Consider the following 26,833-nt stretch of genomic DNA (forward strand, 5'->3'; position numbering starts at 1 on the left):
GCGGGAAAAGTGGCACGGCCACGGCCCTCACGCCCTCCGGGACACGGACTGGAAGCCCGTGCCCCGTCCCGCAAGATTTCACACCCCCGGCAGCGGTTCGCACGCGGCGATGAGGTCGTCCACGTGGGCGCTGGCCATCGCCACCACCGTGTCGGCCGCGCCGTAGTAGAGGCGCGCCTCGCCGCTGTCCTCGAGGATGAGGCCGCAGGGGAAAATCACGCTGCCGCGAAAACCGTCGAGTTCGTAGTCGGCCTCGGGCGTGAGGAGCGGCTGGCGGCACAGGCCGATCACCTTCGTCGGATCGTCCAGGTCGAGCAGCATCAGGCCCGCATCGTAACGCTTCGTCCACGGCGATTTCTCCCAGCCTTTCAGCGGATGTTCAGCATCCTTGAACACGCTGTGGATCGGCGTCAGCCAGCCGGCGCGGGTGCGCACGGGCGGGGCGGCGGGGCCGATCTTGCTGTTGGCAAACGGCACCTCCTCGCTGCCCAGCACCAGCCGCGTGTCTCCCCAGTAACGCAGGTCGGGCGAGCGGCTCGCCCAGATCTCGAACGCCTCCGGCTTGCCACGGCCGTAGATCGGGAACGGACGCTCCAGGCGCACATAGTTGCCGCCGATCTTTTCCGGGAAGACGACCATGTTGCGGTTGTCCGGCGCGGAGAGGCTGAGAAATTCGAACGACGAAAAATCCTCCGTCGTGGCCACCCCTCCCAGCACGCCGTGGGCGGTATCCACCGCGAAACACAGGATCAGCCGTCCGTCCACCACCGTGATGCGCGGATCGTACACGCGGCGGATTTCCTGCGGACCGAAACGCGACACGTGGTAGAGCCCGGCCAGCGCCACGCGGGCGCGCTCCTCGTCGAGCACCGGCTGCGGGGCCACCGTCCATTGGATGCCGTCGTCGCTCCAGGCCAGCCCGAGATTGGTGCCCTCGAAGGGCGGCGGTTGACCCCAGGTGCCGTAGTCGTTGCGGAAAAGCATGACGTAGCGCCCTTGGTATCTGGCGACGCCGGCGTTGAACACCGTCGTGGCCTTGAAGGGACAGTCGGTGTGTTTCAGGACGGGATTGGCGGGATGACGGGTGAGCATGATAGAAGAACGGGGAATAACGGGTGCGGAAAAAAACCGGAGAACAGAACTGGCCCGCCGCGCCGGAACAGGCAATGTGTCCGCATATGAACACGTTCATATCCGACGCGCACGGGCCTCGTCCGGCGGCGAAATCGCCGACGCTGCGCGACGTGGCGAAGGCGGCCGGCGTGAGCCTGGCTTCCGCATCGTATGCGTTGCGCGGGCATCCCACCGTGTCGGAAGCGACCCGCAAGCATGTGGCGGCGGTGGCGGCGCAGGCGGGTTACCGGCCCAACCCGCAACTGGCGGCCTTCATGCAGGCGCGGCGGACGGGCCGGAGCATGCGCACGGATGCCACCGTCGCGCTGGTTTACGGCGGGCCGTCGCTGCCCGCCGAAGGAGAAAGCTACTTTGGCTTGTGCCTGCGCGGTATCCGCCCGGTGGCGACAGACCGCGGTTATGCGATCGACCCGCTCCGCTGGGATGAGGCGCGAGATCCCGACGCATCCCGCCTCCGGCGCATCCTCGACCAGCGCGGCATCCGCGGACTGCTGCTCATGCCTGCCGACAGGACGAGCCGCTGGACGTTGCCGCTCGACTGGTCGCGGTTTTTCGGCGTGGCGCTCGATCTTTCCATCCGCGGCGTGCCTGTTCATCGCGTGGCCGACCACCATTCGGCCGACATGCTGACCGCGCTGACCCGCGTGAAAGCCGCCGGCTGGCGGCGGCCGGGACTGGTTCTCGATCCGCTCAACAACGAGCGCACCTGCGAGATGCGGCTCGGGGCTTACCTCGCGCGCACGCATCGGGATTTTCCCGAAGCGCCGCCGCCGCTGCTGGTCCCGGCCGGCGAGGACCGCGTCGGCTGGCTCCGCGCGTGGCTGCGCCGGCACCGCCCGGACGTGGTGCTCTCGCCGGACCGGGGAATCCCGTCCCTGCTGCCGCCCGCCGGCCGCGCCGGAGCCTGCGCGTTTGTCAGCCTCGCCAACTACACGGACCGGACGCCCTGGCCCGGCATCTTCATCGACGGCGAAGGCGTGGGGCGGACGGCGGCGTTTTTGTTGTTTTCCCTGCTGGAAAACCCGCAGACCGCCGCCGCATTGCGGCCGCAAACGATCCTCGTGGAAGGGCGCTGGCACGACGCGACGTGAAAAACCCGGCGGAAGTAACCCGGGAACACCGATCTCCCGATCGGCTTTCCCAAGGAAGTTGCGGCGGCGCGGGAAACGGGCAAGGCTTCGGCTTTCTCATGCAGCCGCAAACGCAAACCATCTGGTGCAACTATGTGTTCAACGACGCCACCCGCGCCCGCTTCCTCGAAGCCGCCGCGCCGCATCGGGTGATTTTTGCCACGAAAGCGGGCGCATCGGTCCTCACGGCGAGTGCGCCCGATCCGGCATTGCGCGAGGCCACCATCGCGTTCGGCCAGCCCGATCCGGCGACGTGCCTCGACGGCGGACGCCTGCGCTGGATCGCCCTGACCAGCGCCGGTTACACGCGTTACGACACGCCCGCCTTCATGGACGCGCTCAAGACCGGCGGCATCGCGTTCACGAATGCGTCGTCCGTGTTTGCCGAACCGTGCGCGCAGCATCTGCTCGCCATGATGCTGGCGTTCGCGCGCGAGTTGCTGCCCGCGCATGCCGAACAGCTCGGCGAGCGCGGTTGGAAATTTCTTGAGGTGCGCCGCCGCTGCGTGCTGCTCAACGGCCAGACGGTGGTGCTGCTCGGATACGGCGCGATCGCCCGGCGGCTGGTGGAGTTGCTCGCGCCGTTCGGCATGAAAATCTATGCGGTGCGCCGCCGGGCCTACAGCGAGCGCGGCGTGCATGTGATCTCCGAAGAAAAGCTGACGGCCGTCCTCGCCGAGGCGGATCACGTGGTCAACGTGCTGCCCGACAACGCGGCCACGCTCAACTACATCAACGCGCGCCGGCTCTCGGCAGTGAAGCCGGGCGCCCGTTTTTATAACATCGGCCGCGGCACCACGGTGGATAACCGCGCCTTGCTGGAGGCGCTGGGGAGCGGACGGATCGGCGGGGCGTATCTCGACGTGTTCGAACAGGAGCCGCTGCCGCCGGAACATCCGCTGTGGTCGGCGCCGAATTGCTACATCACGCCGCACTCGGCCGGAGGTCGGCGCGATCAGGACGAAGCCATCGCAGACCATTTCCTGAAAAACCTGCGGGTGTTCGAAGCCGGTGGCGAAGGGATGTTCGACCGGGTGGTGTGAGGGTTGGAGAAGTTGGGAATTTGAAGTTTGAAGTGGGTCGCAGGCGGCGGACGGGAGGTGGCACGGGCATCCTTGCCCGTGGACGGCGCCTCTCCGTGTGGCATGGGCTTCCAGCCCATGATTTCAGAGCACATGGCCAAGGATGGCCATGCCACGCAAACCCACGGGCTGGAAGCCCGTGCCACGCCAGCCGGTCGCTCAATCCGTATCCGTGCGGAAAGGACACGCGGGGAAGCCGGCGGCGTTGTAGAGATTGCACGTCGGGTTCGGGAACCAGGCATAACGGACGGCCTCGGGCTTCGGCACACGGGGCGAGGAGACGATAACCGTCTCGCCGTCGATGCGGGCGTCGGCCCATTCCCATTTCCCTCCGGCGCCGCGAATGAGGAAACCTTCGAGCTGGCTGTCGGGGCTGTTGCGTTTCAGCGGTCTGGTCACGCGTTGCGGCACGCTCTGATAAAGGTATTCGGCCGGAACCGGACGGGCCACGAGGCCGCCGCCGAGGTGTTTGAACCGGACGCGGATCGCCGGGCCCTCGATCGTCATCGCATCATAAACGGGTCCGGAATACTCCACGGGGCTGCCGTAATCATGAGCCAGAGCCAGCGCCGCGAGGCGCGCGCCGGCTTCGTGTTTGCTTTTCGGATGAACGTCGCCGGCCTCGCCGGCGTCGATGAGCACGGCCTGGCCGGTGCGGGGGAGTTTGAGGGTCAGCGTCTGCGCCTCACGAATGCCGGCCCAGCCGGGGGAGGCATTCGGGTCGTCGGTTTTTTCCTGAAAGTTGGGAAGCTGGCACCAGTAGAAGGAAAGCGGCGTGGCGGCGGTGGCCAGTCCCGAGCCGGCCCAGCGGGCGCGCCAGTCGTTGATGAGCAGCGGGAACGTGGCGCGGTAGCGGAGCGGATTGCCGGCGTCATTCTCTCCCTGATACCAGATAAAACCGCGCAGGCCGTAGGGCACGAGCGCGTCGATCATGCCGTTGTAGAGCGAGGCGGGGACGTTCCAGGGGCGGAGCGGAGCCTTGAGCGGACCGGGACTGGCGGCGCGGGCGGCGGGCGTGAGCGGAGCGAAGGCATGCTCGGTCTTGAGCAGCCAGTCGCCGAAAAGTTTTTGCGAGCCGGCGGTGAAGTAGCCGGCGTTGATGCCGGATTCGCCGAGCGGAGCATGGATGCGGATGGCGAGGGTGTGGCGGCCGGCGGTGGCGTCGGATGCGGGCACGCGATACTGACGGCGGGAATTGAGGCGGGAACGTCCCTCGCCGTCGAAGGTTTCGAGGGTGCGGCCTCCGATTTTTTTCCCGTCGAGGTAAACGGTGTCGATGCCGACGATTTCGTCGATGTCGATAGTCAGGGGTTTGCCCGCGTCGGCGGGCGGAACCGTGATGTCGCGGCGGACCCAGAGGATGCGCTCACCGGGGAGTTTTCCGGCGAGACGGACTTTTGTCCATCCGTCGGCTCCGTCGGTGGCGGGGCCGGTGGTGAAGGCGGCGAGAGCGTCGGGCGGGGTGGGGCGGTCTTCGCGTTGACTGGCGGCGAGCCAGGGTTTGAGGGCGGCGAGCCAGGCGGCCTTGGTCGCGGGGAAATCGGCAAAGGCGGTCACTTGCGCCGTGGCGGCGGGGCTGATCGCGGGGTCGGATTTGAGGGCGTCGAGGCTGGTCCAGGCCTCGACGGGCGTGCCACCCCAGCTCGAATGGATGACGCCGAAGGGAACGCCGAGTTCGGCCTGAAGCTGGCGGGCGAAGTAATACGCGACGGCGGAAAAACCGGGCGTGGTATCGGGCGCGGCGACGACCCATTTGCCGGCGACGTCGGCAAGCGGCGTGGGCGAGGTTTTGCGCGATGCAGTGAAGAAACGGATACTGTTGTTGACGGACGCGGCGATTTCGTCCTTGGAGGCGCTGGCGCTCATGGTGCGGGCCATGTTGGACTGGCCCGAGGCGAGCCAGACTTCGCCGACGAGGACATCGGAGATGGCGAGGGTATTGGCGGCCTTGACGACGAGCCGGTGAGGACCGGCGGGGATACGGGCGACGCCGGAGAGATCGAGATCGATCCGCCAGCGGCCATCGGCGCCGGCGGTCGTGCTCGCGGTGGCCAAAGGAGCGACGGATGAAGAGGCGGCGGCGGAGGGCGCCAGGGTGATCGTTATTTTTTCTCCGGGTGCGGCGCGTCCCCAGACGGGCGTGGCGGCGGAACGCTGGAGGACCATGTGGTCGGAAAACACGGAGGGCAGCGTGACGTCGGCGTGCGCGAAACGGGGCGCAGCGGCGGACGTGATCAGGAGCAGGGCGAGTGTGACGATACGGGAGAAACGCATGAGGAGTGATCGGGCAAAGGGTCGGGTTACTGGAATCGTGCGGCATTCAGGCCGGGATCGGCCTGTCTGTCACGCCATTCCGCGAAGCAACCGTTCTCAGACGCGTGCTTTCCGTTCACGGATGTCCGTCGCGCGGCTGCGGACCGACGGGGAAGTCGAGGGGGACGGAGCCGGGCGCGGGGCGCGTGGGGATTTCGTCGGGGACAGGGAGCGTCGCGGCGAGTTTGGCGAGCGCGAGGCGGTCGAGGCCGAGGCGGTGGGCGGCGGCGAGACGGGAAAGATTGTCCGGATCGGCAGTGATTGCGTTGGCGGGCAGGCCGCGTCCGTGGGGACCGGCGGCGGTGGCGGCAAGGGCGGCGACGGTCGTTTGGGCAAGGACACTGGGGAAGCCTCCCTTGAAGGCGGCGAGGTTATTGTCAAAAATGATGCCGGAGTCGCCGGCGCGGGGCGAGAGGGTGTGGGCGAGGAGGATGTTGTTGACGAAGTAGAAGTCGCGCAGGGGACGGTCGGGCGGGTTGAGGAGCGTGAGGATGCGGCCCGACGGGGTAAGCACGGTGTTGTGCGCAACCCAGAAGCCTCCGAGGCACGGAGCGTCAGTGTGTGCGGAGGTGGAGGCCGGGGCTTTCCACCAGCGGTCGTCCTTGCTGATGCCGAGTTTGAAGACGGCGCCGGTGTTGGCGGGGGACGAGGCCTGCGCGTCCGGCGTCTGGAGGATGATGTTGTCGTAAATGAGGATGGGGCCTGGAAGCGCGGCGGCATCCGCTCCGCTCAGGGGTTGCCAGGAGAACGGCTCAAAGGTGTCGAGGACGAGGTTGTGGTGGATGCGCAGGTTGCGGGCGCGGGGCTCGGCTTCGATGGCGTTGTCGCAGATGCGTTCGAACCGGTTGTGGTGGATATTGGCGTTGGTGCTGTGACCGGAGCCGCCGCCGTTGATGGCTTCGAACATGTCGTAAAAGTGGTTGTTGCGGATTTCCCAGGCGTCGCCGATGCCGTGGAAGGCGCCGACTTCGTAACCGTAAGCATAGCCGGGGCCCTGGTTGGGGAGGGGCAGGGTGCCCTTGCGCTGCCAGTGGATGATTTTTTGCCACCATTCGGAGCGTGCGCGCTGGGCGGCCAGCTCGGCGGGCGTGAAGTCCTCGATGTCGGCGTAGGCGGGGAACTGGGTGAAGTAGTTGTTCTCGACCAGAACGCGGTCGGCGCGGGGACGGTTGCGAGCGCCGGGTTCATCGTCACGCGGGGCGGAGATGCCGACGCGGCAGCCGTAGAACCAGTTGTTGCGGAGGGTGAGGTCGGAGGCGTCGGTGCGGACGCCGGCGATGCCCGGTGTCTCGAAGGTGAAACCGTCAATGATGACGTGGGCCGGTCCGGAAAAGGCGAGAGTCAGGTTATGGTTGTCCGGGCGATTCGGATACACGCCGAATCTGCCGGCGCCGGTTGGCGGGGAGACGGCCATGGTGGCGTCGCCGGGATCGACGGGGCCGTAGCGTCCGTCGGCGCGGAGACGGATGTAGAGGTGCCTGGTCGCGGGGTCCCAGGCGAAACCGTGTTTGTGCCCGGGGTAGTCGTCGGCGAGGAAACGGAAGGCGCGCAAGTCGGCAAGCGTGGGGTACGCGAGGAGATCGGCGCGGTTGGTGAGGACGCGGGCGGGGCGGTAGCCGAGGGGGATGCGCCAGAGGCCGAGTTCGCGGTCAACGAGTTCCCAGGGGACCTGTTTCTCGCGGATGCCGCGTTGCGCGCCGGTGATGATGACGCGGTCGCGTTCGACGCGGTCGGCCATGATGCGGATGGGGGCGTCCGCCGTGCCGCCGCGGCGGAGGACGACGTGTTCGTAATATATTCCTGGATACGCGATGACGGTGTCGCCGGGTTGCGCGGCATCAATGGCGCGCTGGAGGGTGGCGAAGGCGGCGGCGCGGGTGCGCCCGCTGTGGGTGTCGCTCCCGCCGGCGGCGTCGGTATGCCAGGTGGCGGCGCGCGCGGGGATGGCAAAAACGCCGGCGCCGAGGCTGGCGCCGGCAACGAATGCGAGGATGAAAAGGAGGGGGCTGCGCAGAATCATGAAAACGGATGGAAGAGAGGGAGCGGGGGGGTTGCGGGGACTGCGCTTACGAAGCCTGTGAGGAATGTGGACTTCGTCCCGCAGGCGCGAGGCGTCGCAAGTAAGCGTTTAGCGTAGCTGCGAACTTACGTTCGCAGCTACAGGGGGCGTGCTGGCCAAGCAGATACCGTCGCAAGCTACGCTCCTTGTTGTTTTTCACGGCACGCGGTTGGTTTCGGCGGCGGAGAAGGAGCGGACGGAGCCGTCGAACATTGCGATGTGGCGGCGTCCGCCGTGGATCGGACGGTCGGGGCAATCCTTGCCGGCGGAGACGAAGATAGAGTCCTTGTCGGCGGAACGAAGCATCGTGCGCGAGTTGTCGCGGAGCGACACGGGCATGTTGGAGGTGTCAACGGCGGTCGGATTTTCGATGCTGTTGATGGAGTGCGGAGGCCAGCCCTTGTTCTTGTTGCCGAAAGGACTGTCCTTCGCTCCCCACTGGTCGTTGCTGGATTGCGGGACGGTGAAAAAGACGGTCAAACCCGTGTAGGGTTTGCGCGCCTCCCACGCGCGCTGGGCGCCAGTCAGAATGGAAGTAGCGTCGCGTTGTCCCGAGCCTGCGGGAGTGGCGAGGCCGAGGTAGGGATGAATGAAGGTCAAAAGCAGACCTTGATTGTAAGCCGTCGACTCGGGGTTGGAGTTCCAGTAACGGATTGTCTGGTCCATGTAGAGCGGGCCGGGGAGCGTGCCGTTGCGCTGGTCGGCAGTGTAACTGAGAACGGAGATGGCGAGTTGCCGCATCTGGTTGGTGCCTTCGATTGCGCGGGCCTTGTCGCGGACCGCGCCGACGGTCGGGATGAGGATCGCGGCGAGAATGCCGATGATGGCGATCACGGTGAGCAACTCGATGAGGGTGAAACCGGAGCGTAAGGACGGGGAGGACCGGGGAGAGGAAGGCTGGTGATTGGGCATGGCTTTGGGAAACATGACAGGACAATCGCTCAGGAGGGCAGGAGGGCGCAACCGGCGACAATTTTAACTCGTTAAAATCCGGCCCGTCGCTTGTCTTTCCGACGATGCCGCCACCTGACACACCTGTTACCCTGCAAACCGTCGCCGACCGCGCGGGCGTCACGCGGGCGCTGGTGTCGATGGCGTTGCGCAACTCTCCGAAGGTGGCGGCGGCTACGCGGTTGCGGTTGCAGCGGATCGCGCAGGAGCTGGGCTACCGGCCCAATCCGATGGTGCGAGCGCTCATGACGAGCCTGCGCGCGCAGCGAGAGGTCACGTATCAGGCGGCGCTGGGATTCATCACCGTGTTTCGCGAGCGCGATGTCTGGAAAACCTACCTGACGTATCCCGAGTATTTCGAGGGTGCCGCGCGCCGTGGTCTGGAACTGGGCTACCGTCTGGAGCATTTCTGGCTTGGCGATTATGCAAACCATCCCGGCCGGCTGGAGCAGGTGCTGCGCGCCCGCGGCATCCGGGGCGTGCTGGTGCCCCCGCTGCCGCAAGACCGGACCGGAACATGGTGGCGCGCGCTGCGCGACATCAACCTGGAGGATTTCAGCGTGGTGACGTTCGGTTATTCGCTGGCGCAGCCGAATCCGCCGCGCGTGTGCAACTACCATATCCAGACGGTGGATACGGCCATGCGCCGGCTTGCGGCGCGCGGCTACCGGCGGATTGGCGCGGTGATCAGTGAAAACGACACCCGGCAGGTCAACATGCTCTGGTCCGCCGGGCTGCAAGTGGCGCGGATGCAGATGCCGGAGTTGGAAATCATGGAGTTTCCGTGGAGCGCGTCCCCAGGCGGGCGGGGCGGCGGCACGGGTGGCTGGGGCGAGTGGTCGGAGAAGGCGTTTCGCGCCTGGTTCGCCCGCCGGAAGCCCGAGGTGATCGTGGGCCTGACGCTTGAGGTGTGGGATTGGGTGCGCCGACTGCGCAGGCGCATCCCGGACGAACTGGGCTTTTTGCATCTGGACTGTCAGCGCGGCGGCATTTTTTCCGGCATGTGCCAGAACACGACCAGGCTCGGCATCGCGGCGGCGGAGTTGCTGGCAAGCTTGGTGGAGGGCAACGTGCAGTGCGAGAAGGCGGAGCCGCGGGTGCTTCTTATTGCGAGCGATTTTGTGGAGGGCACGACGCTGCGTCCGGCGAGGGCGCCGGTTTGACGGGGCGGATTTTAACGGGTTAAAATCCGTCTGCATTGTAGCAGGGGAGCGGGAAGGGGATTGGTGGGGAAGAAAACGGCATCTGTCCGTTGTTTCAGTCACCAAAACGCAACCCTGATTTACTCATCACCATGAAACCTCGCTCCATCCGGTCTTCCGTATCCCGATTGGCTCTCTGTCCGTCTGCCTTTCTGTTCGCCGCGCTGTTGTCCGTCCCTGCCGTGCAAGCCTCACTGATCTGGCAGGCGGATTTTGAAAGTTACAACACGTCGGCCGGCGCGGCGGCGCTCACGATCAACAGTACGGGTAATAATGATACGTTTACTGCAACGTCTCCAAGCAACCTTGGCACAGTCTCGCCGGAGGTGCGCAAAAGCGGCGCGCCCGCGTTCATGTCGGGCAATGCGCTTTACATTGGTGGCGCCTCGACGGCGGCTTCCATCAATTTCCAGCTTCAGCAAGCCGCCATCGCTTCGATGACGGGCAATGGCGGCGTCCTCGTCGTCAGTTTTGACGTTTTCAGTGACAGCGCCTCGCAAGTCAGCATTTCCGGGGAGGGGCGCACTGCCAGCGGACGCGATGGCACCAGTCTTTTCAGCGCCAGCACGGTGGCCTCCATGCCCTATCGTGTCACCATCGTTATCAACCGCTCCGGCGCCACCATCACCCTTCCCGACACGCTCGGCACGCTTGATAATCGTAGTTCCGCGATTTATCGTTTCGACGGCACAAGTTACTCCGGTATCTCCCTTGGTGCGGAAAATAGCGTCGGCTGGAGCTCGATCACCGCCGGTTTTGCCACGGGGTTTTCGCTCAGCAGCTCGGTGGTCGGTTCCGCCTACGGCATGTGGCTCGACAACTTCGGCGCGTGGGACTCGCTGTCGGATACCGTCAACGGTACCAACATCCTTTCACTCGCGCCTGGCACTGCGCTTTCCTCGATCCCCGAACCGTCCACGCTGACATTGCTGGCGGGTATCGCGGCGCTTGCGGGCGTGACCGGATTCCGCCGGTTGCGGCGCGCGTGCGCTGAATGAACGAGGCAGGCAAGCCACGCAATACGGGCGGCCACGATGTATCACGTCTCCGGATTCCCCGACAGGCGAGCCCGCATCCGTAAGACGCGCATGGTGAGTGACCGGGGAAAGAATCAGGTGACAGGAATCGTCATCGTATATCCCGGGGTTTCTGACGGCCTGAGAACAGGCCCGGTCTGCACCATGCGTCTCAATCTCCGGCCGGGGGAACGATCTCGTAAGCCAGTTGCGTGCCGGCCTCTGTCACGGTTTCCACGCGCAGATGCCATGCGCCCTCCTCGCCCTGGCTCAGCGGGACTTCGCGCAGGCGCGCTCCGCTCGCCGAAACCGCCCATGCTTGCCACGACACGCCGGGCGCGAGGCGCAGCGTCAGCTCGGCCGCGCCGCGCCGGACCAGATGGGGGAGTTTTCCCCGCTGTTCGAGAGTCTGCCGGTCGGCCGAGGAAAAGCGCGTGCCGGCCGGGAGCGAATCGGTGAGGTACGCGACCAACACCCGCCGGCTGTCGGCCAGATCGCGCCCGTCGGCAGAGATCACGCCTAGCGTGGCAAAGTCTCCCCGGTTCCGGACTGCCGCAAAATGCCCTTCGAGTCGCACGTCCTGCGGAAGGACAAACAGCTCGCTGCGCGGGGTGGCAACCCGGAGCGTGCCGGCGGAGGTATCCAGAATGATCTGACCGGTGTCGCTCTGGTAGCGCGTGTTGTCGGGGCTGACCGATCCGGGCGGGAGAATGCCTTCGGATTGCAGCCGGACGGCAAGGTTTTCGTTGGCGGGAAAAACACGGCCGGCGAGAGCCCCATCGACCGCACGCGGGCTGGCGGGTTCCTGGACGACAATGGCGGCCGGCGCGCGCCCGCGCAGAATGTCCGCGGGGCTTTCGGTGAGGGAACCGATGCGGGCTACGAGCCCGATGCGGGAGAAGCCGTCGGGGAAGGGTTGGTTGATCCGGCCGAACGCCGTGGAATCCTGCACCGAAAAAACGATGCGCGTGGCGGCCGGCGCGATGTCGCCGCGGAGAAAAAGCACGGCGGCGAGCCGGTCGCCCAACTGGCCGATCGGGTCGTCGGCGATGGAGAAGGTGCCGCCGCGTCCGGGCGCGGCAAGGGCGGCCCGGCTGGAAGCGTAGTCGAAATTGTAGATGGCATCCCAGTCCTGCAGGCTGGCGTAGGCGGGCATGAGGGCGAGCGCCTCCGAGCGGTGGCGGTTGGGGCGCACGTAGTTGAACTCCGTCACGGCATACGGTTTCCCGAAAATGCGGGATGGCATCAGCTCCCGGGGAAGCGCGGCCGCGGCCTCCGTTGCGCTTGCCTGGTTGAAGCGGAAGGGGAGCTTGAAGCGCTCCTGCAGGAAGCGCGGGTGATCCCAGTAGCGGTGGTTGTCCACATAGTCGTAGTTTTCTCTCAGATACGTGAGTTCCTGGCCTTGGCGATGGTTCACGCCGGTCAGCGGAGTCCGTACGCCGAGGGAGCGGAGAAAGCCGGCCATGCGCTGGTCGAGCCGGCGGTGCGCCTCGATGATGAAGCGGTTGAAGACGACATCGCGGCGGCCGGCAACGTCGTCGGCTGCGGCACCTGACGGCAGCAGGCCGCGGTTGGCGGGCTCGGCGAGCCAGGCGTCGAAGGCCGCCCGGTAATGGCGGTTGATGACCGGATCGCTGTGGATGCGGTGGTCGGGCGAGTTTTCATTGACGGGGCAGATCCCGGCGATGGCGGGGTCGTCCTTCCAGGCGATTCCGGTGTGGGGATTGGTGTGCGTGAGGAGGTTCCGGGCGAAGCTGGCCCATGTGTCAAAGGCCGCGTCAGATACCGGCAGGAGCGCCTTGAAGCGCCAGTGCATGTCGCCGCTCGCCGTCGCCGAATGCTTGCCGGGGGCGTCGAACCCGAGGGCGGCGAACTCTTCCGGCGAAAAGGTCCGGCTGGTGTAGAGGTCGAGGTTGATGTAGAGCCCGCGCCGTTTGCACGCGGCAAACAGGTAGTCGAGGGCATCGAGTTTTTCCGGGTCGAGTTCGTGCGAGGCGCCGCCCTTGCGCTGGAGATCGCGGTCGTAGTGGTGGATGCGGATGCTGTTGTAGCCGGACCGGGCCAGGCGCTCCGCCAGGAGCTCCGCCTCGTCGCGGGTGGGGTAGTTGGCCGAGAAGCAGAGATTCACGCCCCAGAACCGGACGCGCTCTGCGGGACGGTCACGAAAGGCGAAATGTCCCTCCGGGGTCACGATCACCGGGCCGTGTTTCCCGGCCGGCGCGTCGAGTTGCGTTGAAAAATCGAATACGCTCCCGATCTCGACCTCCATCCGGTGGTCGTGGGCGGCCCAGTCGCGATCGGCCGTGGCCGTCCAGGCGCGCCGGGGAGTCGCCGGCGTGATGCGGAGGTCGGAGCCGCTGACGGCCGCGATCATCCACATCGAGGGGCCGCCGGTCTCGAAGTCGAGCGAGGCGACGGGTTTTTGGCGGAGGTCGAAACGGGAGAGATAGAGCCCCACTTCGCTGCTTGGGTTGCGCCCTGTCCAGACGACGGCGGCGTTGGCCAGCGGATACGGATTCCACCAGTTTCCGATGTCGCGTCCGTTGCGGATTTCGTGCGTCGTTTCGGTCGCGTCGGCATAGCGCACCGTGAGGCGCCCGACCGGAGGGCCTTCGGCGACTTTTCCGGAAAGCCAGGCTCCGGCGTGGAGGAGGTAGAGGCTGTTCCAGCCGGCCGATTGCGCGGCCGTTTCCGGCGGCAGCGCGAGCGTGCGTTTTTTGGGAAGAAAATCCTGGCCGGCTTTGCCGAGAACGATGGCGGCGCGGCCGTCGTTTCGGGTTTCGTCGAGGATTTCGAACCGGATGCCGGAGACGGTCAGCGGACCGGGGGCGAGGACGCGCAGATCGTTTTGGTCTCCCTGGTCGGTCCACCCGCCGCGCCGGTCGCCGGCGATTTCGTCGCGGAAACCGGAGTTGGCCGCCTCGCCCAGGAGGAGGGGCATGTTGTCCGAAGGGGCGTGGCGCAAGGCGAGCGACAGGGAGGTCCGCATGAGCGGCTCGCCGCTGTTCAGCGGGAAGCGGAGGCGGACGGAAAAGACATTCCGCCTCCACTGGCGGGCGTCCTGGATGAGCAGGCTGAAATTGCCGGAGATGGTTAGCGTGCCGGTCGCGGAGGGCAGGGTCAGGACGCGGGGGCGGACGGACGCCGCCGCGACAATCCGGGCCTGGGCGAACGTTTCCGGGAGCGGGTGCGGCGCGCCGTCGATCGTAACGGCCCTCCCGATACCGGTCGCCGCGGGGATGTTGAACTCGATGAACGCCTCGCGCACGGAAATCCCGGACGGATGGGTGATCTCGCTGTCGAGCTGCAAGGCGTGGGGGCCGGTGCGCCGGAGGCGTTGCTCGAGCGCGGGCGGGCCGGACACGCCGCCGCCACGGCGAAAGACGATCCGGGTTTCATAGTCCTCCTCGCCGTCGATTCCCAGGACGCGCGGATATCCGGGGGCCGGTTGCGAGAGAGTCTGGTCCACGCGTTTCCAGTCGGGGGAAAAGTAACCGGCGACAACCTGGATGCCGTCGAACGTGAACTCTCCGTTTTTCCGGTATGCGAATTCCGCCGCCGGGATATCGGAGGCTTGGGCGGCAGTGGCGGCGGCGGCGCCCGCCGGGCGGAGCGGAAGGAGGGAGAACGCCGCCACGACGCAAAACAGGGCGCGTGCGGGGAGCGCGGCATGGCCGGATGTGGAAACGGAAATGGACGGGTACGGTCTGGGCATGACGTGGCGGGAATGTCTTGGCGGCCATGAGGGCACGCCGGAGCGGGGGGGGCGAATACGGAGTCGGGATACGAAGCCAGGACCGCACAGGAGTGGCGCGCGTCGCCAGCATCGTTGTCGGTATCAGTAGGTGATGACAAGGTTGCGCTGCCGGATGGTTCCCTTGGCGAAAGCGCGGACGGAGCCGTCAACCATCACGGCGTTGAGTTTCCCGCCGTGGCGGAAGCGGAAGTAGTTGGGGGTTTCCGGTTCGGTGTCGGGGCCGTCGGGCAGCGCGTCGTCGGCGGTAGAGGGGCTGGCACTCTGGAGATCAATCACGTCGCCGTGGAGGCCCGTGAGGCGGAAGCCCGCGCAACCGGGCCAGTTGCTCTCGGTCGTGGCGCGCTGGATGGCATCGGCGAACATCATGATTTCCGTCGGCCGGACGATGTCTTCAGGGCGGACCGATTTCTCGTTGAGAGGCTGGCCGCTGTTGTTCGTGGCTTCGGGGCCACGGACGAAGACGAAGGGGTTGCACGAATACGAGCGCGTGATCCTGCCATTGATCCTGAAAGCGCGCGAGGGGCATTCGTCCACGAGGCTACCCTGCTGCTTGTCGTTTGAGTTGCCTTCGCGCGGCGTCAGGTAGGGCTCAAGATACCAGGTGTAGGGCTTATAGTCCCCGGGGGGGAACGTGTTCCGGTTGTCGGTGGCATACAGGTGGACCGCGGCGCCAAGCTGGCGGAGGTTGCTTTTGCACTGGGCCATGCGGGCGGATTCGCGAACTTTTCCTACCGTGGGAAGGAGGATGCCGGCGAGGATTCCGATGATGGCAATAACCGTGAGAAGCTCGATCAGGGTGAACGCGGAAATACAGGATGTGCGGACGGGTTTCATGTGAGGGGCCTTGCGGGATAACGGTGCAAAGGATTTTACCTCCGGCGGCGGAAGACAAGGGCGGCGATCAGCCCGCCCGCGCCCAGAAGAACGGAGACCGTGGAGGGTTCGGGGATGGCCGTAGTGGTAATCACCACGTCCGACAGGGTGATGGAATCGAACGCACTGGCGCCGCCGATGGTGATGGCGAAGGTATCGAAGGTGGTGTAAGTTGAGGCTACCGTCCACGAACCGTTGTAATTATCACCTAGGCCCGCTCCCGTAACGGAAATGGAAATACCCAGATTCGCGGGGTCGATGCGAGTGATGGTATAAGTGATGTTGTAAGAGGCACCGGACGTCAGCGCGGTGCTGCTTGCCGGACCACCGGCAGTCTCGCCGGTATGGGCACTGGTGCTTCCGAGGACGGCGTTGGCGACGGATCGGGTGCGCAGCTCGAAGGGTTGGGTGGTGGTGCTTGCCTGGGCGCGTATACCTACCCGGTAGCCGGTGTAGTTGAAGAAGGGGCTTGAACTGCCCGATCCCTGACCAAGCCCGTTTTCCGGGATTTGGCTGCCACCCGAATCATAGAATGCGAAATTGAAGGCATAATTCGTTGGGTTGTTGAGTTGCCCCGAGAACGTCAGCGACACGCTCAGCGAATCGCCGGAATTCGCCAAGGTTGTTGACGTGAAATACGTTAGAACGTGCCGGATGCTGGTTGGATAGTCAGCAGTAGCTTTCGTGGTAAATGTCAATCCGTCTTCCCCCGAAGTTACGGCGCTGGAAGGGCCGGAGTAATACCAGGTCGTGGGCTCGATTGTGGCGGAGTCCGCCCGGACAAGCAGCGGGGAGAGTGACAGTCCCAGCAGGGCGCTGGCACCTGACAGGCGAAGAGCACGGATGGCAAGGAGACGAAATAGTGGAGTGTTCATGGGTGTATTCGCGGGATTTTTACGGAGGTGTCGGGTGATCGGGGTAACAGTGCATGGCTTGAATAGCATCGACAAGGAGCCCGGAAGTTAAATCGTTAACTGAAGTGTTTTCCGAATCATGATCACCCTGAAACAGATCGCGGAGCAAGCGGGCGTCACGACCGCAGCCGTCTCTCTGGCACTGCGCGGCGCGCCCAATGTGTCGGAGGCGAAGAAAGCCGAAATCCGCGCCATCGCCGACAAGCTCGGCTACCGCCGCAATCCGCATGTATCCACTCTGATGAGACACATCCGGCAGGGAAGGGAGATTCCGCAAAAGGCGACGGTGGGCATCCTCTTCGCGCATCCTTCACGGACGGCCAACAAGCACATCGTATTCGTGAGACGGCGGTTTCAGGGCATGGAACGGCGGCTGGCCGAACGGGGCTACCGGCCGGAGATTTTCTGGTATAACGATCCCGACTACACGCCGGAGCGCATCAACGGGATTTTTCTGGCGCGCGGCATTCGCGGCATTGTGCTCGCGGTGTATCACCAGTCGCAGCTCGACATCCGGCTCGACTGGGAAAACTTCGCCGTGTCCACCCAGAATGATTTCATCGCCGGACCGCTCGTTCACCGGGTGGCCGAGGATTATTTTGCTAACACCGCCACCGCCATGACGCACCTGTGGGAAAGCGGCTGCCGGCGGATCGGCCTGGCCTACAACGGCAAAAATGCCCGGAGCGCGTATTTTCACATCACGGCGGCCTGGCAGCGGTTCCTTTCCCTCGCCCATGGCGAGCGGGATGTCGCTGCCGTGGCCGGGCTTCCTTCCGTGTTCATCCCGCCGGCCGGCCAATGGACGGAGGAAGGATTCATGGCGTGGTTCCGTAGTGAAAGGCCGGATGCGATCCTGACGTTTGACTGGGGAGATATTCCCGGCTGGCTGGCGAAAGCCGGTGTGCGTGTGCCGGAGGATACAAGCGTGGCAGTGCTCAACCGCTGTCCGAGCGCCCCGGAGTTTTCGGGAATCGATCCGGAGCCGGAACGGCTTGGAGCCACTTCCGTCGATCTCGTCATCGAACAACTGGAAAGCAACGAAATCGGCCTCCCGGAAAACCCCAAGGTTCTTACCATTGCCGGTCGTTGGGTGCAGGGGAGAACCACACGGGCCGTCTGACTTTCCCTTGCCCCTTCAGAACCGCAGGCGCCGGTTGTCGTGGCCGCAATGCGGGCAGCGGCCCTGTTCGCTTTCGCCCTGGATGGCGTAGAGGTGGCCGCATTTCGTGCAGTGAAACGACACCTGCCGGCGTTCGGCCTCGAAGCGGGCGTGGTCGCGCCGGTCGTAATAGATCCACAGGCCAAGGAACACCCCGGCGACGAGGAAACAATAAATGGCCGTGGCGATGTTGAGGTCCATGAACGGGAGTGGAGGTTTTGCGGAACGGAAACGCTACGCGGAGCGCTGCGGCGGTTGCCACCGAAAAGTACGGAAATGCCGGTCGGCAGACCGGAGTTCCCGCCCGCTACAGGCCCAGCGACAACTGCGCGCCTTCCTCGGGGTCGGGCGGGGCGAAGCAGTCCGGTCCGTCGAAACGCACGCTGTTGACGCGGGTCGAGACGCGCAAGGCCGCGGTCAGTTCGTCGGGCCACGGGACGAGCAGCGGGGCGAGTTGCACGGGCTCCGCGATGCGCGGATCGAGCCAGCGGCGGAGGGCGTCGTCGCCGTCCAGCATCACCGGCATGCGATGATGCACGGGCGCCATCACGGCATTGGCAGCGGTGGTGACGAGCGCGCAGGTCTGATGCACGGCGCCGTCGGGCGCACGCCAGGTTTCGTGCAGCGCGGCGAAGAAAACCGGAGCCTCGTCGCGCCGCCGGAACAGCCACGGGAGACGGTCGCGTCCGCAGCGTTCCCATTCGTAAAAACCGCTGGCGGGCACGACGCAGCGGCGGCTCCGGAAGGCGTCGCGAAAGGCCGGTTTTCCCGCCAGCGTTTCGGCGCGGGCGTTGGCGGGCGGCGGATTGCCGGGCGCTTTCGCCCAGCCGGGAATCAGGCCCCAGCGAGGAAAAAAGGCCGAAAGCCGGAGGTCGAAGCCTGAACGGGGAGCATCACCGGTGGCGCGCAGGGCCAGGAGGGCGGTGCCGGGAGCGATGTTGTAGCGCGATGCGGGCAGGGTTGCATCGTTATCCTCGTCTTCGCTACCCGCGGCGAAGGCGGCAGTGAGGATTCCGAGTTTGGCGAGAACAGTCCGGGCGTGATTTTTCTGAAGGGCAAAACGGCAACACATTTCAGGGTTTGGAGTTCAGGGTTTGGAGTCCGGAGTCTGGAAACCGGAACAGGGCGAATGCGAAACTAAAGGGAGGTTCTAAAAATTCATTTTTGAACAGAAGGAAACGAAGGGAACAAAGATAAAACAAAGAAGATTTTGAACTGAAACTCATTTATTGATAACATGTTGTGAATAAAATAAGCGCCGAACACCCTTGATTGTTCTTCGTTTTTTTTGTTACCTTCTGTTCAATTTTCAGAAGTTCCCTGATCTCCAAACCCCGAACTGCCGCCGCAAGCGGCGGCGGAGGCGGCCGCCCATGTCTCCACGGCGGCGGGAAGTTCGCGGATGGACTGGAGAGCGAAAAAACGGCCCGCGCTCGCTTCGGCGGCGGGCGGTTCGGCGTGTTCGTGCGCCCAGAGGAGCGGATACGGGATGTGCGCCCCGGCGCCACCCAGCGCGAGGACAGGGAGGATGTCGGACCTGAGCGAGTTGCCCACCATCAGAAAACGGTCGGGCGCGATGTCGTGACGACGGAGTACGGTCGCGTAGGTCGCCTCGTTTTTGTCGGAAACGATCTCGGTGTGGGCGAAAAGATCGAGAAGGCCCGAGCGGCCGAGTTTCTGCTCCTGATGGCGGAGGTCGCCCTTGGTGATGACGAGCAGGCGCGCCACGCGGTCGCTGCCGGCGAGCACGGCGAGGGTCTCGGCCACGCCTTCGAGGAGTTCGACAGGATGCTTCAGGATGTCGCGGCCGAGTTCGAGAATCTGGCGGATTTCGGCCGCGCTGATCCGGCCCGCGGTGAGTTCCACGGCGGTTTCGATGGCCGAGAGGGTGAAGCTTTTCACGCCGTAGCCGTAGAGATCGAGGTTGCGCATCTCGGTGGCGAAGAGCGTGTGTTCCACGGTGGCGGCGTCGGCGTCATGGTGGCGGGCGAGCAACTCGCGGAAACGCGTGTGCATCACCTCGAAGAGGGATTCATTGTGCCAGAGCGTGTCATCGGCATCGAAGCCGATCACAAGATCGTCGCGGGCAGGTGGCAGCATGGCGGGAAACAAGCCGAAAGCCGGAAGCGCGGAAAGCTGAAAACCGGAGGAAGCGGGCAAGATGTCCGCAGATGAAAAGCTGAAACACTGAACCTGAAAACCGCAGCAGAGGGAACCGCTAAAGGACGCTAAAGGACGCTAAACAAAGACATTGTCAGGCAGGAGAATCCGACGATGCCTTCACCCGGCAGGTGAATGTCACGGTCTCCTGATTTCATCATCAACCTGTTCTCCTTTAGCGACTTTTAGCGCCCTTTAGCGGTTTCAATTTCTGAATCCAGGCTGAAAGCTGAAATGAAACCGGCGGGGGTGTGGACGCGCGACCATTGCCGAAGGTCTGTTTTTCGGCTTTCGGCTTTTCAGCTTTCAACTTTTCCAAAGCCGGCGGGCCGCCGCATGACTGCGGATGTTCCTTTTTCACCGCGAAAAATCTGCCTCCGGAACGAGCGTTTCCGGCGACGCCCGTAAACAAATGTCGGGACAAGCCGATAATTTGCTTTTACGAACAAGGATCTGTCCTGTTCACAAGAACCGTTCTGTCACCAACGAGAAAGATGAAAAACCACTTCGCTATCCGCCGCTGTCTGTCGCTTCTTGTCATCCTTGCAGCTTGCGGCCTGTCAGGAGGTTGCATGGGAACGAACGCAACGGTGGAACGCAAACTGGAAGCCTATGATACCGACGGCGACGGCTATCTGTCGCTGTCGGAATTCCGCAATACGCTCGTCGCGGCCCGTTCCGGCGATCCTGTCGCCCTGTTCCGGAGCATCGACACGGACGGCGACGGCAAGATCACCGTGAGCGAAATCAAGGCTCACCGTATCCATCGGGATCCCAATTACTGACTGATGTTGCGCATCTGTGTGGGGGCGCACTTCACGTGCGCCCGTTGTTGCTACAATCCCAAGCGAAACACCCCTCCTGCCCATCATTTCCGATTACACCCATCTGTCGGACCGCTCCGAAAACCGGCTTGCAGGCACGGGGTTGCGAAAGCTATCCGGTGGAGGGTGGATTCCCTCGGCATCTCTTCCGGCCTCTATTCCATCCCCGCGCTGATCGAGCTCGCGGCCAAGGCTGCCTGCATCGTCCATCTCATCCGGACCGGCCGCAGCTACCTGTGGTTCTGGGTGATTCTCCTGCTGCCGTTTGCCGGCGTGCTGATTTATTTTTTTGTCGAAATCCTGCCCGGCCTGCGTGCCGGTCGCCGGAGCGGCGGCGGGGTCGCGCTGAAACTCCCGCAGACCTCCGCGCGCCGGATCGCGAAACTGAAGGACGAACTCACGTTTTCCAACACCATCGAGAAGCGCGTGGAACTGGCGCAGTGCTACACGGCGGCCGGTCGCCACGATGAAGCCATCGGGACGTTGCGCGACGATCCGCTGCTCACCTGGGAACTGGCCCGGGCGCACTTCGCCGCCGGACACTACCGCGAGACGCTCGCCGCCCTGGCGCCCCTCGCCGCGCAGGGCTGGCGGCACGACATCCCGGGCCGGTTGCTGCTCGCCGCCCGCGCGCACGAGGCGCTGGGGGACCACGCGGCGGCCGATGCGGTTTATGCGGAGGCGCTCAAGGTCGCTTCCGGCCAGGAGGCCCGTTGCCGTTACGCCCTGCTGCTGGAGCGTCTGGGACGCACGGACGAAGCCCGCGCGCTGTTTGCCGAGACGGTCGAGCACGCGCGCCGCGCGGACGGACGCTATCGCCGTATGAACGCCGAATGGATCAAAACCGCCCGGGCCCGGCTCGCCGCGCTGGAGTCGGCCTGAGCAAGCGCCGCAGAAGGCCGGAGAAGGCGCCGGGTTGATGTTGAATGCCCGCCGCTCTTGCCCTCATGCTGTCCGTCTTCACCCACCCGTCCGTCAATCCGTCCACCACATAACCGCCATGCTTATTCCGCTCATCGTCATCGGAGCCATCCTGCTCATCCTCGTCCTCTGGGTCGTCGGCATCTACAACGGGCTCGTGACCCTGCGCAACCGTTTCAAGAACGCCTTCGCGCAGATCGACGTCCAGCTCAAGCGCCGCTACGACCTCATCCCCAACCTCGTCGAGACCGCCAAGGGCTACCTCAAGCACGAACGCGAGACGCTCGAAGCCGTGACCAAGGCGCGCAACATCGCCGCCTCCGCCGCGCAGGCCGCTGCCGCCAATCCGGCCGATCCCAACGCCATGAAAAGCCTCCTCACGGCCGAGGCCGGTCTCGGCGGCGCGCTCTCCCGCCTGCTCGTCGTTTCCGAGCGGTATCCCGATCTCAAGGCCAACCAGAACATGATGCAGCTCACCGAAGAGCTCACCTCCACAGAGAACAAGATCTCGTTCGCCCGGCAGGCGTACAACGACGCCGTGATGACCTACAACACCCGCCGCGAGACGTTCCCGACAGTGATCCTGGCCGGCGCCTTCGGCTTCACGCCCGCCGAGCTGTTCAGGATCGAAGACCCGACCGAACGCAACGCCCCCAAGGTGAGCTTCACCTGAGCCTTATTGCAACAAGGGGCGTAGCTTGCGCGTGGCGCGGGCGTCTCGCCCGCATCCGGAGTGGCACGGCCATCCTGGCCGTGGACGGCGCGGAGCGCCGCCGGTGTATGTATCCCTGCATTTTTCCCATACCATGGATTTTTTCGAAGCCCAGGCCCGCGCCCGCCGCCGCACCGCGCGGCTCGTCGTCCTTTTCATCTGCGCCCTCACCGGCCTCGTGGCGGTCGGCTATTTTTCGACCATCGCCGTGCTGCGCGAATTCGTCCCGCAGGGCGGTGACGGCTACACCGCCGGTATCGAGACGGATACGACCGTCCGCTCCTGGTGGGACCCGCAACTCCTCGCCGGCATCGCCGCCGGCACCTGTGTGGTGGTCGGGCTCGCCTCGCTTTTCAAATGGACGCAGCTCCGCTCCGGCGGCCGGGCCGTGGCCGACATGGTGGGCGGACGCGCCATCGATCCGCACACCACGGACCTGAAGGAACGCCAGCTCCTCAATGTCGTGGAGGAGATGGCGCTCGCTTCCGGCGTGCCGGTGCCTGGCGTGTACGTGCTCGACAAGGAGCCGGCGATCAACGCCTTCGCCGCCGGCCACACGCCGGAGGACGCCGTGGTGGCCGTAACGCGCGGCACGCTCGACCAGCTTTCGCGCGACGAGCTTCAGGGGGTGGTCGCCCACGAATTCAGCCACATCCTCAACGGCGACATGCGGTTCAACCTGCGCCTCACGACGGTGATTTTCGGCATCCTCGTCATCGGACTCATCGGCCGCATGGTGCTCCTGAACATGCGTTACATGCGCGTGCGTTCTTCCGGCGGCGGCAAGAACAACAACGGCGCGGGGCTGATCGCGGTGATCGTGGTCACCGGCCTGCTGCTCACGGTGCTCGGCTACATCGGCTACTTTTTCGGCCGGCTGATCCAGGCGGCGATCTCGCGGCAACGCGAGTTTCTGGCCGACGCCTCTGCGGTGCAGTTCACGCGCAACCCGCAGGGCATCGCCGGCGCGCTGAAAAAGATCGGCGGTTTCGCCGAAGGTTCGCGGCTGCAAAGCGGCCGCAGCGAGCAGATCGAGCACTTTTTCTTCGCGCAGGGTTTCCGCTCCGGCCTCGCCGGCCTGTGGGACACGCATCCGCCACTCGCCGAACGTATTCAGGCCATCGATACCGGATTCCGTCCGGAAAAACCCGAAGCCGGCGCCACACCCGCCGCGCCGCCGCCGATGCCGGAGAAGTAGCCGCAAAAGGGCGCAAAATCCTTCAAGCGGAATGAAATCCTCCATGGCGCTTGTAAGCGCCACGCAACGTTCCATCCGCGGTATCCCTTTTGCGCCCTTTCGCGGCCATCCGGTTTGGGAAAAGCGCAACAGGTAACAGGTGACGCACTCTCACCCGCCGGCGGAAAACAAACTGCAAACTTCAAACTTCCCTTCCGGTAGCTCAACATTCCGGCCTCATGGACGCATCCATCAACAAGGACACCCGGCTCTGCATGTCGCTCTCGGGGCGGCCGGGGAATTTCGGCACGCGGTTTCACAATTTCCTCTACCGGGAGCTGGGACTGAATTTCGTTTACAAGGCTTTCACGACAAACGATCTCCCGGCCGCGATCGGCGGCATCCGCGCCCTCGGCATCCGCGGCTGCGCGGTGTCGATGCCGTTCAAGGAAGCGTGCATCCCGCATCTCGACGAGCTTGCCCCGTCGGCGCGCGGCATCATGTCGGTCAACACCATCGTCAACACGGACGGCCACCTGAAAGCGTACAACACCGACTACCAGGCCGTGGCCTCCCTCCTCGCCTCCCGCGGCATCCCGCCCGCCACGCCTTTTGTCCTGCGTGGCAGCGGCGGCATGGCGAAAGCCGTGGCCTGCGCGCTGCGCGACGCGGGTTTCACCGACGGCGTGATCGTGGCGCGCAACGAGGCGACCGGGGCCGCGCTCGCGCAGCACTACGGCTATCGCTGGCAGCCGGAACGGGCGGCGGACGATGCAGGCACAGCCGCGACTGCGGGACTGCTGGTCAACGTCACCCCCGTCGGCATGGCCGGCGGTCCCGGAGCGGACGACCTTGCGTTTCCGGAGGCGCAGGTGCGCGCGGCAAATTTCGTTTTCGACGTGGTGGCGATCCCGGCCGAGACGCCGCTCATCCGGCTGGCGACGTCGCTTGGCAAACCGACGATCTCGGGCGCGGATGTCATCGTGTTGCAGGCCGTCGAGCAATTTGTGCTCTACACCGGCGTGCGGCCGGAGGCGGACCTGATCGCCCGCGCCGCCGCCTGGGCGCGGGGGTGATTTTTCCCGGATTTTCTTCGGCTCATGACGAGAGCGCCATGGCTACGCCGAGAACGATGAGCAGCGCCCCCGCCGCCTGTTCGATCCGCCATTGCCAGCGTGCGAGCGCCCGGCGCGTGGCCTCGCGTCCGGTCAGCGCGCAGATGAAGAGGTCCCATCCGAAAACGACTGCGACCATCCAGATTCCGCAAGCGGTCTGCCACGCCAGCGGCGTTTCCGGGGACAGGCCGACGGAAAAAAGACTCGCGTAAAACAGTCCGTTTTTCGGATTGCCCAGACCGGAAAGCAGCCCCGGCACGAAAGCCTTTTTCCAGCCCGGTTCACCGTAAGCCTGTTTTTCCCCGGACAACGTTTCCGCGCCGGCGGGCTGCACCCGAAGGAAATGCCAGCCCATGTAAACCAGCACCGCCGCGCCCGCCCACTGGAGCAGGCGCATGAACACCGGCCATTCGCGAACCCGCCCGATGGCGAAAATCGCCACGCCGATCCACACGGCATTGGCCAGCGCGATGCCGGCCGAGGCGCCGGCGGCGACGCGAAAGCCGTGGCGCAGAGACGTGCGCACCAGCAAAAGAAAATCCTGCCCCGGGCTTAGCAGGGCGAGAAAATGGGCGGAGGAGATGAGCAGAAATTCACGGAACATGCGGCGAAGGCGCGAGTGCGCGTCGCCGGCCATCATGCCACGGAAGGGCGTCCGTTTTTCTTGTAAAAAATTGCAACGTTCAGTTCCTGACGGCGTCCGTATGACCATGCGGGCGCAGCGCATTGCGGTAGCGTCCCGGCGAGAGCGAGGTGTGCCGCCTGAACACATGAGAGAAATGGCTCTGGTCGGAAAATCCCGCGCGCAGCGCCACCTCGACGAGCGGCATGCCCTGCTGTACCCAGCGCCGCGCCTGCTGCACACGCAGACTCTGCTGCAAGGCGTGCGGAGTCACCGCGAACGCGCGTCGGAAACCTCGCAGCAATCGCCATGCATCCAGACCCGCGATCGCCGCCAGTTCGGCGAGCCCGACCGGTTCGCAGGCGTGGGCTTGCAGGTAATCACGCGCGACCCGCAAGGCCGGCCCTGTCGCCGGCTTCTCCGCGAGGGCGGTGTCGGCCCACGGCAGCACTTTCAGGGAATGCAGCAGTTTCAGCAGCGCCGCATCGATGGCCAGGCCAGATGCATTTTCCGTGTTTCGCATCGCATCTGCGGCGCCGGTTGCGGCCCGGCCGAGCACCTGCGCGAGTTGTGCGAAACATGCTCCCGTGGTGCGGGCATCGGCGACGGGTCCCGCGCCTTGCGGCTGGCGGAGATTGTGCGAGGCGAGCCAGCCGGAAGCGACGTGCAGCATGCGGTAGCTCCAGATGCGCGCATCACGCGGGTTGCAGGCGTGGAGCGCGAAGGCGGGGATGCAGACGATGTTGCCTGTGCGGAGACCGTATTCGGATCCGGTGATGCGACAGATGCTTTCTCCGCGAAGGATTTGTCCGACGGAGAGCGTGTCGTGCAGATGTTCATGGTAACACGCCTGGCTGCCGCGCGCCTCGCGCAGTTCCCATGCGTCCGGCCGGCCCCAGATGCGTGGCGCGCGGCCGGAAGACGGGCCGGAACGGGAAGGTGTCCGCAATCCGGAATTTTTCATGGGGCATCCTTCCCGGAGACGCCGGCTTGCCGCCGGTATCCGTCGTCTTGCAAATGTCGTCCGATGCCGTCGCCGACGCCTTCCGTGTCGGCAAACATACCGGAGATCAGCGAGAGCCAGGGCGGCAGCCGGCCACCGGTGATCCAGAGGATTTTTTCGGCAAAGAGGTCTTCGGTGAGCCGCGCCAGGTTGATGCCGAGCGCCTCCAGCGAATAGCGCGGCCGGCCGAGCTTGCAGGGAAGGCCGGCCTGGCGTGCGCACGGCGCGGGGGCGCAAATGTTGCATGCGCCCGGCAGCGAGGCGCGCGCGCCGGCAAGCTCCGGCTCCGCTTCCAGGGCCATGAGCGATGCTCCCAGCCATTGCTTCGCGTCATCCATGATCCCGAATGCCGTTGCCATGGCGTCGCCGCTTCTGCTGTCGTGATTTTTCAGATACATCCCTGTGTCCACTTTCGTGCGGATCACATAGACTGTCCGGAATCCGCCGATATAATCGCGCGGCGAGAAGTCGAACGGCGGACAGGCGTGGTTGGTCGCATGGTTGGGGCACTGCGCGCAGAGCGCGGCGAAGTAGGCCTGCTCGCTGTAATCGAGCAGCCGCGCGGAGGGCAGTTCGCGCACCTGGATCAGGAATGTGCCGAAAAGGGACGATCGGTGCATGCTGACCGGGATCTTTTGGCAAATCCGGTGTCCGGACAATCAGCAAAACCCCATGGAATCTCATGAAAAGCACGCGCGGCATTTCG

The 26,833-nt window shown here is 65.0% G+C and carries 25 protein-coding genes; 11 read left to right on the forward strand and 14 right to left on the reverse strand.

What is annotated here, in order from left to right; all coding sequences use genetic code 11:
* Positions 1 to 78 precede the first annotated feature (78 nt).
* Positions 79 to 1,167 (reverse strand): glycosidase, encoded by a 1,089-nt coding sequence (locus OPIT5_11815; protein AHF90788.1) that lies wholly within the window; start codon positions 1,165 to 1,167, stop codon positions 79 to 81.
* 11 nt (positions 1,168 to 1,178) lie between these two features.
* Here OPIT5_11815 and OPIT5_11820 point away from each other — a divergent pair, with 11 nt between their 5' ends.
* Positions 1,179 to 2,225 (forward strand): LacI family transcriptional regulator, encoded by a 1,047-nt coding sequence (locus OPIT5_11820; GenBank protein AHF90789.1) that lies wholly within the window; start codon positions 1,179 to 1,181, stop codon positions 2,223 to 2,225.
* Positions 2,226 to 2,323: 98 nt separating this feature from the next.
* Positions 2,324 to 3,307 carry a dehydrogenase gene (locus OPIT5_11825; GenBank protein AHF90790.1) on the forward strand — a complete coding sequence of 328 codons (984 nt, stop codon included), beginning with the start codon at positions 2,324 to 2,326 and terminating at the stop codon, positions 3,305 to 3,307.
* 198 nt (positions 3,308 to 3,505) lie between these two features.
* On the opposite strand, the gene OPIT5_11830 is transcribed toward OPIT5_11825, so the two are convergent.
* From OPIT5_11830 to OPIT5_11840, 3 genes are all read right to left on the reverse strand, one after another.
* Positions 3,506 to 5,620: a 9-O-acetylesterase gene (locus OPIT5_11830; GenBank protein ID AHF90791.1), complete on the reverse strand. Its 2,115-nt coding sequence runs from the start codon at positions 5,618 to 5,620 to the stop codon at positions 3,506 to 3,508.
* A 115-nt stretch (positions 5,621 to 5,735) separates the two neighbouring features.
* Positions 5,736 to 7,679: a hypothetical protein gene (locus OPIT5_11835; protein ID AHF90792.1), complete on the reverse strand. Its 1,944-nt coding sequence runs from the start codon at positions 7,677 to 7,679 to the stop codon at positions 5,736 to 5,738.
* Between the two features lie 195 nt (positions 7,680 to 7,874).
* Positions 7,875 to 8,645 carry an N-terminal cleavage protein gene (locus OPIT5_11840; protein ID AHF90793.1) on the reverse strand — a complete coding sequence of 257 codons (771 nt, stop codon included), beginning with the start codon at positions 8,643 to 8,645 and terminating at the stop codon, positions 7,875 to 7,877.
* Between the two features lie 89 nt (positions 8,646 to 8,734).
* Here OPIT5_11840 and OPIT5_11845 point away from each other — a divergent pair, with 89 nt between their 5' ends.
* Together OPIT5_11845 and OPIT5_11850 are read left to right on the forward strand one after the other, a co-directional pair.
* Positions 8,735 to 9,832 (forward strand): LacI family transcriptional regulator, encoded by a 1,098-nt coding sequence (locus OPIT5_11845; GenBank protein AHF90794.1) that lies wholly within the window; start codon positions 8,735 to 8,737, stop codon positions 9,830 to 9,832.
* 89 nt (positions 9,833 to 9,921) lie between these two features.
* Positions 9,922 to 10,869: a glycosyltransferase family 1 gene (locus tag OPIT5_11850; protein ID AHF90795.1), complete on the forward strand. Its 948-nt coding sequence runs from the start codon at positions 9,922 to 9,924 to the stop codon at positions 10,867 to 10,869.
* 190 nt (positions 10,870 to 11,059) lie between these two features.
* Here the strand turns inward: OPIT5_11850 and OPIT5_11855 are convergent, their stop codons facing one another.
* The 3 genes from OPIT5_11855 to OPIT5_11865 form a co-directional block, all read right to left on the reverse strand.
* Entirely contained in the window at positions 11,060 to 14,602 is a 3,543-nt protein-coding gene (locus OPIT5_11855; protein AHF90796.1) for a hypothetical protein, read from the reverse strand.
* A 123-nt stretch (positions 14,603 to 14,725) separates the two neighbouring features.
* Positions 14,726 to 15,478 (reverse strand): hypothetical protein, encoded by a 753-nt coding sequence (locus tag OPIT5_11860; protein ID AHF90797.1) that lies wholly within the window; start codon positions 15,476 to 15,478, stop codon positions 14,726 to 14,728.
* A 35-nt stretch (positions 15,479 to 15,513) separates the two neighbouring features.
* Positions 15,514 to 16,392: an anchor protein gene (locus OPIT5_11865; GenBank protein AHF90798.1), complete on the reverse strand. Its 879-nt coding sequence runs from the start codon at positions 16,390 to 16,392 to the stop codon at positions 15,514 to 15,516.
* Positions 16,393 to 16,510: 118 nt separating this feature from the next.
* Between OPIT5_11865 and OPIT5_11870 the strand changes: the two genes are divergently transcribed.
* Complete coding sequence (locus OPIT5_11870) at positions 16,511 to 17,554, forward strand: LacI family transcriptional regulator (GenBank protein ID AHF90799.1); 1,044 nt, start codon at positions 16,511 to 16,513, stop codon at positions 17,552 to 17,554.
* A 15-nt stretch (positions 17,555 to 17,569) separates the two neighbouring features.
* Here OPIT5_11870 and OPIT5_11875 read toward each other — a convergent pair whose 3' ends face one another.
* The 4 genes from OPIT5_11875 to OPIT5_11890 all read right to left on the reverse strand — a co-directional run bounded on the left by OPIT5_11875 (position 17,570) and on the right by OPIT5_11890 (position 20,165).
* Positions 17,570 to 17,794: a Hydrogenase expression/synthesis hypA family gene (locus OPIT5_11875; protein AHF90800.1), complete on the reverse strand. Its 225-nt coding sequence runs from the start codon at positions 17,792 to 17,794 to the stop codon at positions 17,570 to 17,572.
* A 106-nt stretch (positions 17,795 to 17,900) separates the two neighbouring features.
* Positions 17,901 to 18,665, reverse strand: a complete 765-nt coding sequence (locus OPIT5_11880) for a hypothetical protein (protein AHF90801.1) — start codon at positions 18,663 to 18,665, stop codon at positions 17,901 to 17,903.
* 230 nt (positions 18,666 to 18,895) lie between these two features.
* Positions 18,896 to 19,663, reverse strand: coding sequence for an HAD hydrolase (locus tag OPIT5_11885; GenBank protein AHF90802.1), 768 nt, complete (start codon positions 19,661 to 19,663; stop codon positions 18,896 to 18,898).
* A 265-nt stretch (positions 19,664 to 19,928) separates the two neighbouring features.
* Entirely contained in the window at positions 19,929 to 20,165 is a 237-nt protein-coding gene (locus tag OPIT5_11890) for a hypothetical protein (GenBank protein ID AHF94319.1), read from the reverse strand.
* Between the two features lie 82 nt (positions 20,166 to 20,247).
* Between OPIT5_11890 and OPIT5_11895 the strand changes: the two genes are divergently transcribed.
* From OPIT5_11895 to OPIT5_11920, 6 genes are all read left to right on the forward strand, one after another.
* Entirely contained in the window at positions 20,248 to 20,538 is a 291-nt protein-coding gene (locus OPIT5_11895) for a calcium-binding protein (protein ID AHF90803.1), read from the forward strand.
* A gap of 165 nt (positions 20,539 to 20,703) precedes the next feature.
* Positions 20,704 to 21,459, forward strand: coding sequence for a hypothetical protein (locus tag OPIT5_11900; GenBank protein ID AHF90804.1), 756 nt, complete (start codon positions 20,704 to 20,706; stop codon positions 21,457 to 21,459).
* 118 nt (positions 21,460 to 21,577) lie between these two features.
* Positions 21,578 to 22,171, forward strand: a complete 594-nt coding sequence (locus OPIT5_11905; protein ID AHF90805.1) for a LemA family protein — start codon at positions 21,578 to 21,580, stop codon at positions 22,169 to 22,171.
* A gap of 133 nt (positions 22,172 to 22,304) precedes the next feature.
* Positions 22,305 to 23,408: a peptidase gene (locus OPIT5_11910; GenBank protein AHF90806.1), complete on the forward strand. Its 1,104-nt coding sequence runs from the start codon at positions 22,305 to 22,307 to the stop codon at positions 23,406 to 23,408.
* A gap of 31 nt (positions 23,409 to 23,439) precedes the next feature.
* A complete protein-coding gene (locus OPIT5_11915) occupies positions 23,440 to 23,544 on the forward strand; it encodes a hypothetical protein (GenBank protein ID AHF94320.1) in 105 nt (34 codons plus the stop codon).
* 82 nt (positions 23,545 to 23,626) lie between these two features.
* Positions 23,627 to 24,463 carry a shikimate 5-dehydrogenase gene (locus OPIT5_11920; GenBank protein ID AHF90807.1) on the forward strand — a complete coding sequence of 279 codons (837 nt, stop codon included), beginning with the start codon at positions 23,627 to 23,629 and terminating at the stop codon, positions 24,461 to 24,463.
* Positions 24,464 to 24,485: 22 nt separating this feature from the next.
* Here OPIT5_11920 and OPIT5_11925 read toward each other — a convergent pair whose 3' ends face one another.
* From OPIT5_11925 to OPIT5_11935, 3 genes are read right to left on the reverse strand one after another with little or no spacing between them, the layout of a single operon-like run.
* Entirely contained in the window at positions 24,486 to 25,142 is a 657-nt protein-coding gene (locus OPIT5_11925) for a lysine transporter LysE (protein AHF90808.1), read from the reverse strand.
* A gap of 43 nt (positions 25,143 to 25,185) precedes the next feature.
* On the reverse strand, positions 25,186 to 26,088 hold the full coding sequence (locus OPIT5_11930; GenBank protein AHF94321.1) for a hypothetical protein: 903 nt from the start codon (positions 26,086 to 26,088) through the stop codon (positions 25,186 to 25,188).
* On the reverse strand, positions 26,085 to 26,747 hold the full coding sequence (locus OPIT5_11935) for a metal-binding protein (GenBank protein AHF90809.1): 663 nt from the start codon (positions 26,745 to 26,747) through the stop codon (positions 26,085 to 26,087). The genes OPIT5_11930 and OPIT5_11935 overlap by 4 nt, the downstream gene beginning before the upstream one ends.
* Positions 26,748 to 26,833: the final 86 nt, after the last annotated feature.

It is taken from the genome of Opitutaceae bacterium TAV5 (genome assembly GCA_000242935.3).
Classification (GTDB): domain Bacteria; phylum Verrucomicrobiota; class Verrucomicrobiia; order Opitutales; family Opitutaceae; genus Geminisphaera.

Bases quoted from the DNA above. Each gene is read 5' to 3' on its own strand.
- OPIT5_11820 (AHF90789.1), top strand. From the start codon at position 1,179: ATGAACACGTTCATATCCGACGCGCACGGGCCTCGTCCGGCGGCGAAA.
- OPIT5_11825 (AHF90790.1), top strand. From the start codon at position 2,324: ATGCAGCCGCAAACGCAAACCATCTGGTGCAACTATGTGTTCAACGAC.
- OPIT5_11830 (AHF90791.1), bottom strand. From the start codon at position 5,620: ATGCGTTTCTCCCGTATCGTCACACTCGCCCTGCTCCTGATCACGTCC.
- OPIT5_11835 (AHF90792.1), bottom strand. From the start codon at position 7,679: ATGATTCTGCGCAGCCCCCTCCTTTTCATCCTCGCATTCGTTGCCGGC.
- OPIT5_11840 (AHF90793.1), bottom strand. From the start codon at position 8,645: ATGTTTCCCAAAGCCATGCCCAATCACCAGCCTTCCTCTCCCCGGTCC.
- OPIT5_11845 (AHF90794.1), top strand. From the start codon at position 8,735: ATGCCGCCACCTGACACACCTGTTACCCTGCAAACCGTCGCCGACCGC.
- OPIT5_11855 (AHF90796.1), bottom strand. From the start codon at position 14,602: ATGCCCAGACCGTACCCGTCCATTTCCGTTTCCACATCCGGCCATGCC.
- OPIT5_11860 (AHF90797.1), bottom strand. From the start codon at position 15,478: ATGAAACCCGTCCGCACATCCTGTATTTCCGCGTTCACCCTGATCGAG.
- OPIT5_11865 (AHF90798.1), bottom strand. From the start codon at position 16,392: ATGAACACTCCACTATTTCGTCTCCTTGCCATCCGTGCTCTTCGCCTG.
- OPIT5_11870 (AHF90799.1), top strand. From the start codon at position 16,511: ATGATCACCCTGAAACAGATCGCGGAGCAAGCGGGCGTCACGACCGCA.
- OPIT5_11875 (AHF90800.1), bottom strand. From the start codon at position 17,794: ATGGACCTCAACATCGCCACGGCCATTTATTGTTTCCTCGTCGCCGGG.
- OPIT5_11880 (AHF90801.1), bottom strand. From the start codon at position 18,665: ATGTGTTGCCGTTTTGCCCTTCAGAAAAATCACGCCCGGACTGTTCTC.
- OPIT5_11895 (AHF90803.1), top strand. From the start codon at position 20,248: ATGAAAAACCACTTCGCTATCCGCCGCTGTCTGTCGCTTCTTGTCATC.
- OPIT5_11905 (AHF90805.1), top strand. From the start codon at position 21,578: ATGCTTATTCCGCTCATCGTCATCGGAGCCATCCTGCTCATCCTCGTC.
- OPIT5_11910 (AHF90806.1), top strand. From the start codon at position 22,305: ATGGATTTTTTCGAAGCCCAGGCCCGCGCCCGCCGCCGCACCGCGCGG.
- OPIT5_11915 (AHF94320.1), top strand. From the start codon at position 23,440: ATGAAATCCTCCATGGCGCTTGTAAGCGCCACGCAACGTTCCATCCGC.
- OPIT5_11920 (AHF90807.1), top strand. From the start codon at position 23,627: ATGGACGCATCCATCAACAAGGACACCCGGCTCTGCATGTCGCTCTCG.
- OPIT5_11925 (AHF90808.1), bottom strand. From the start codon at position 25,142: ATGATGGCCGGCGACGCGCACTCGCGCCTTCGCCGCATGTTCCGTGAA.
- OPIT5_11930 (AHF94321.1), bottom strand. From the start codon at position 26,088: ATGAAAAATTCCGGATTGCGGACACCTTCCCGTTCCGGCCCGTCTTCC.
- OPIT5_11935 (AHF90809.1), bottom strand. From the start codon at position 26,747: ATGCACCGATCGTCCCTTTTCGGCACATTCCTGATCCAGGTGCGCGAA.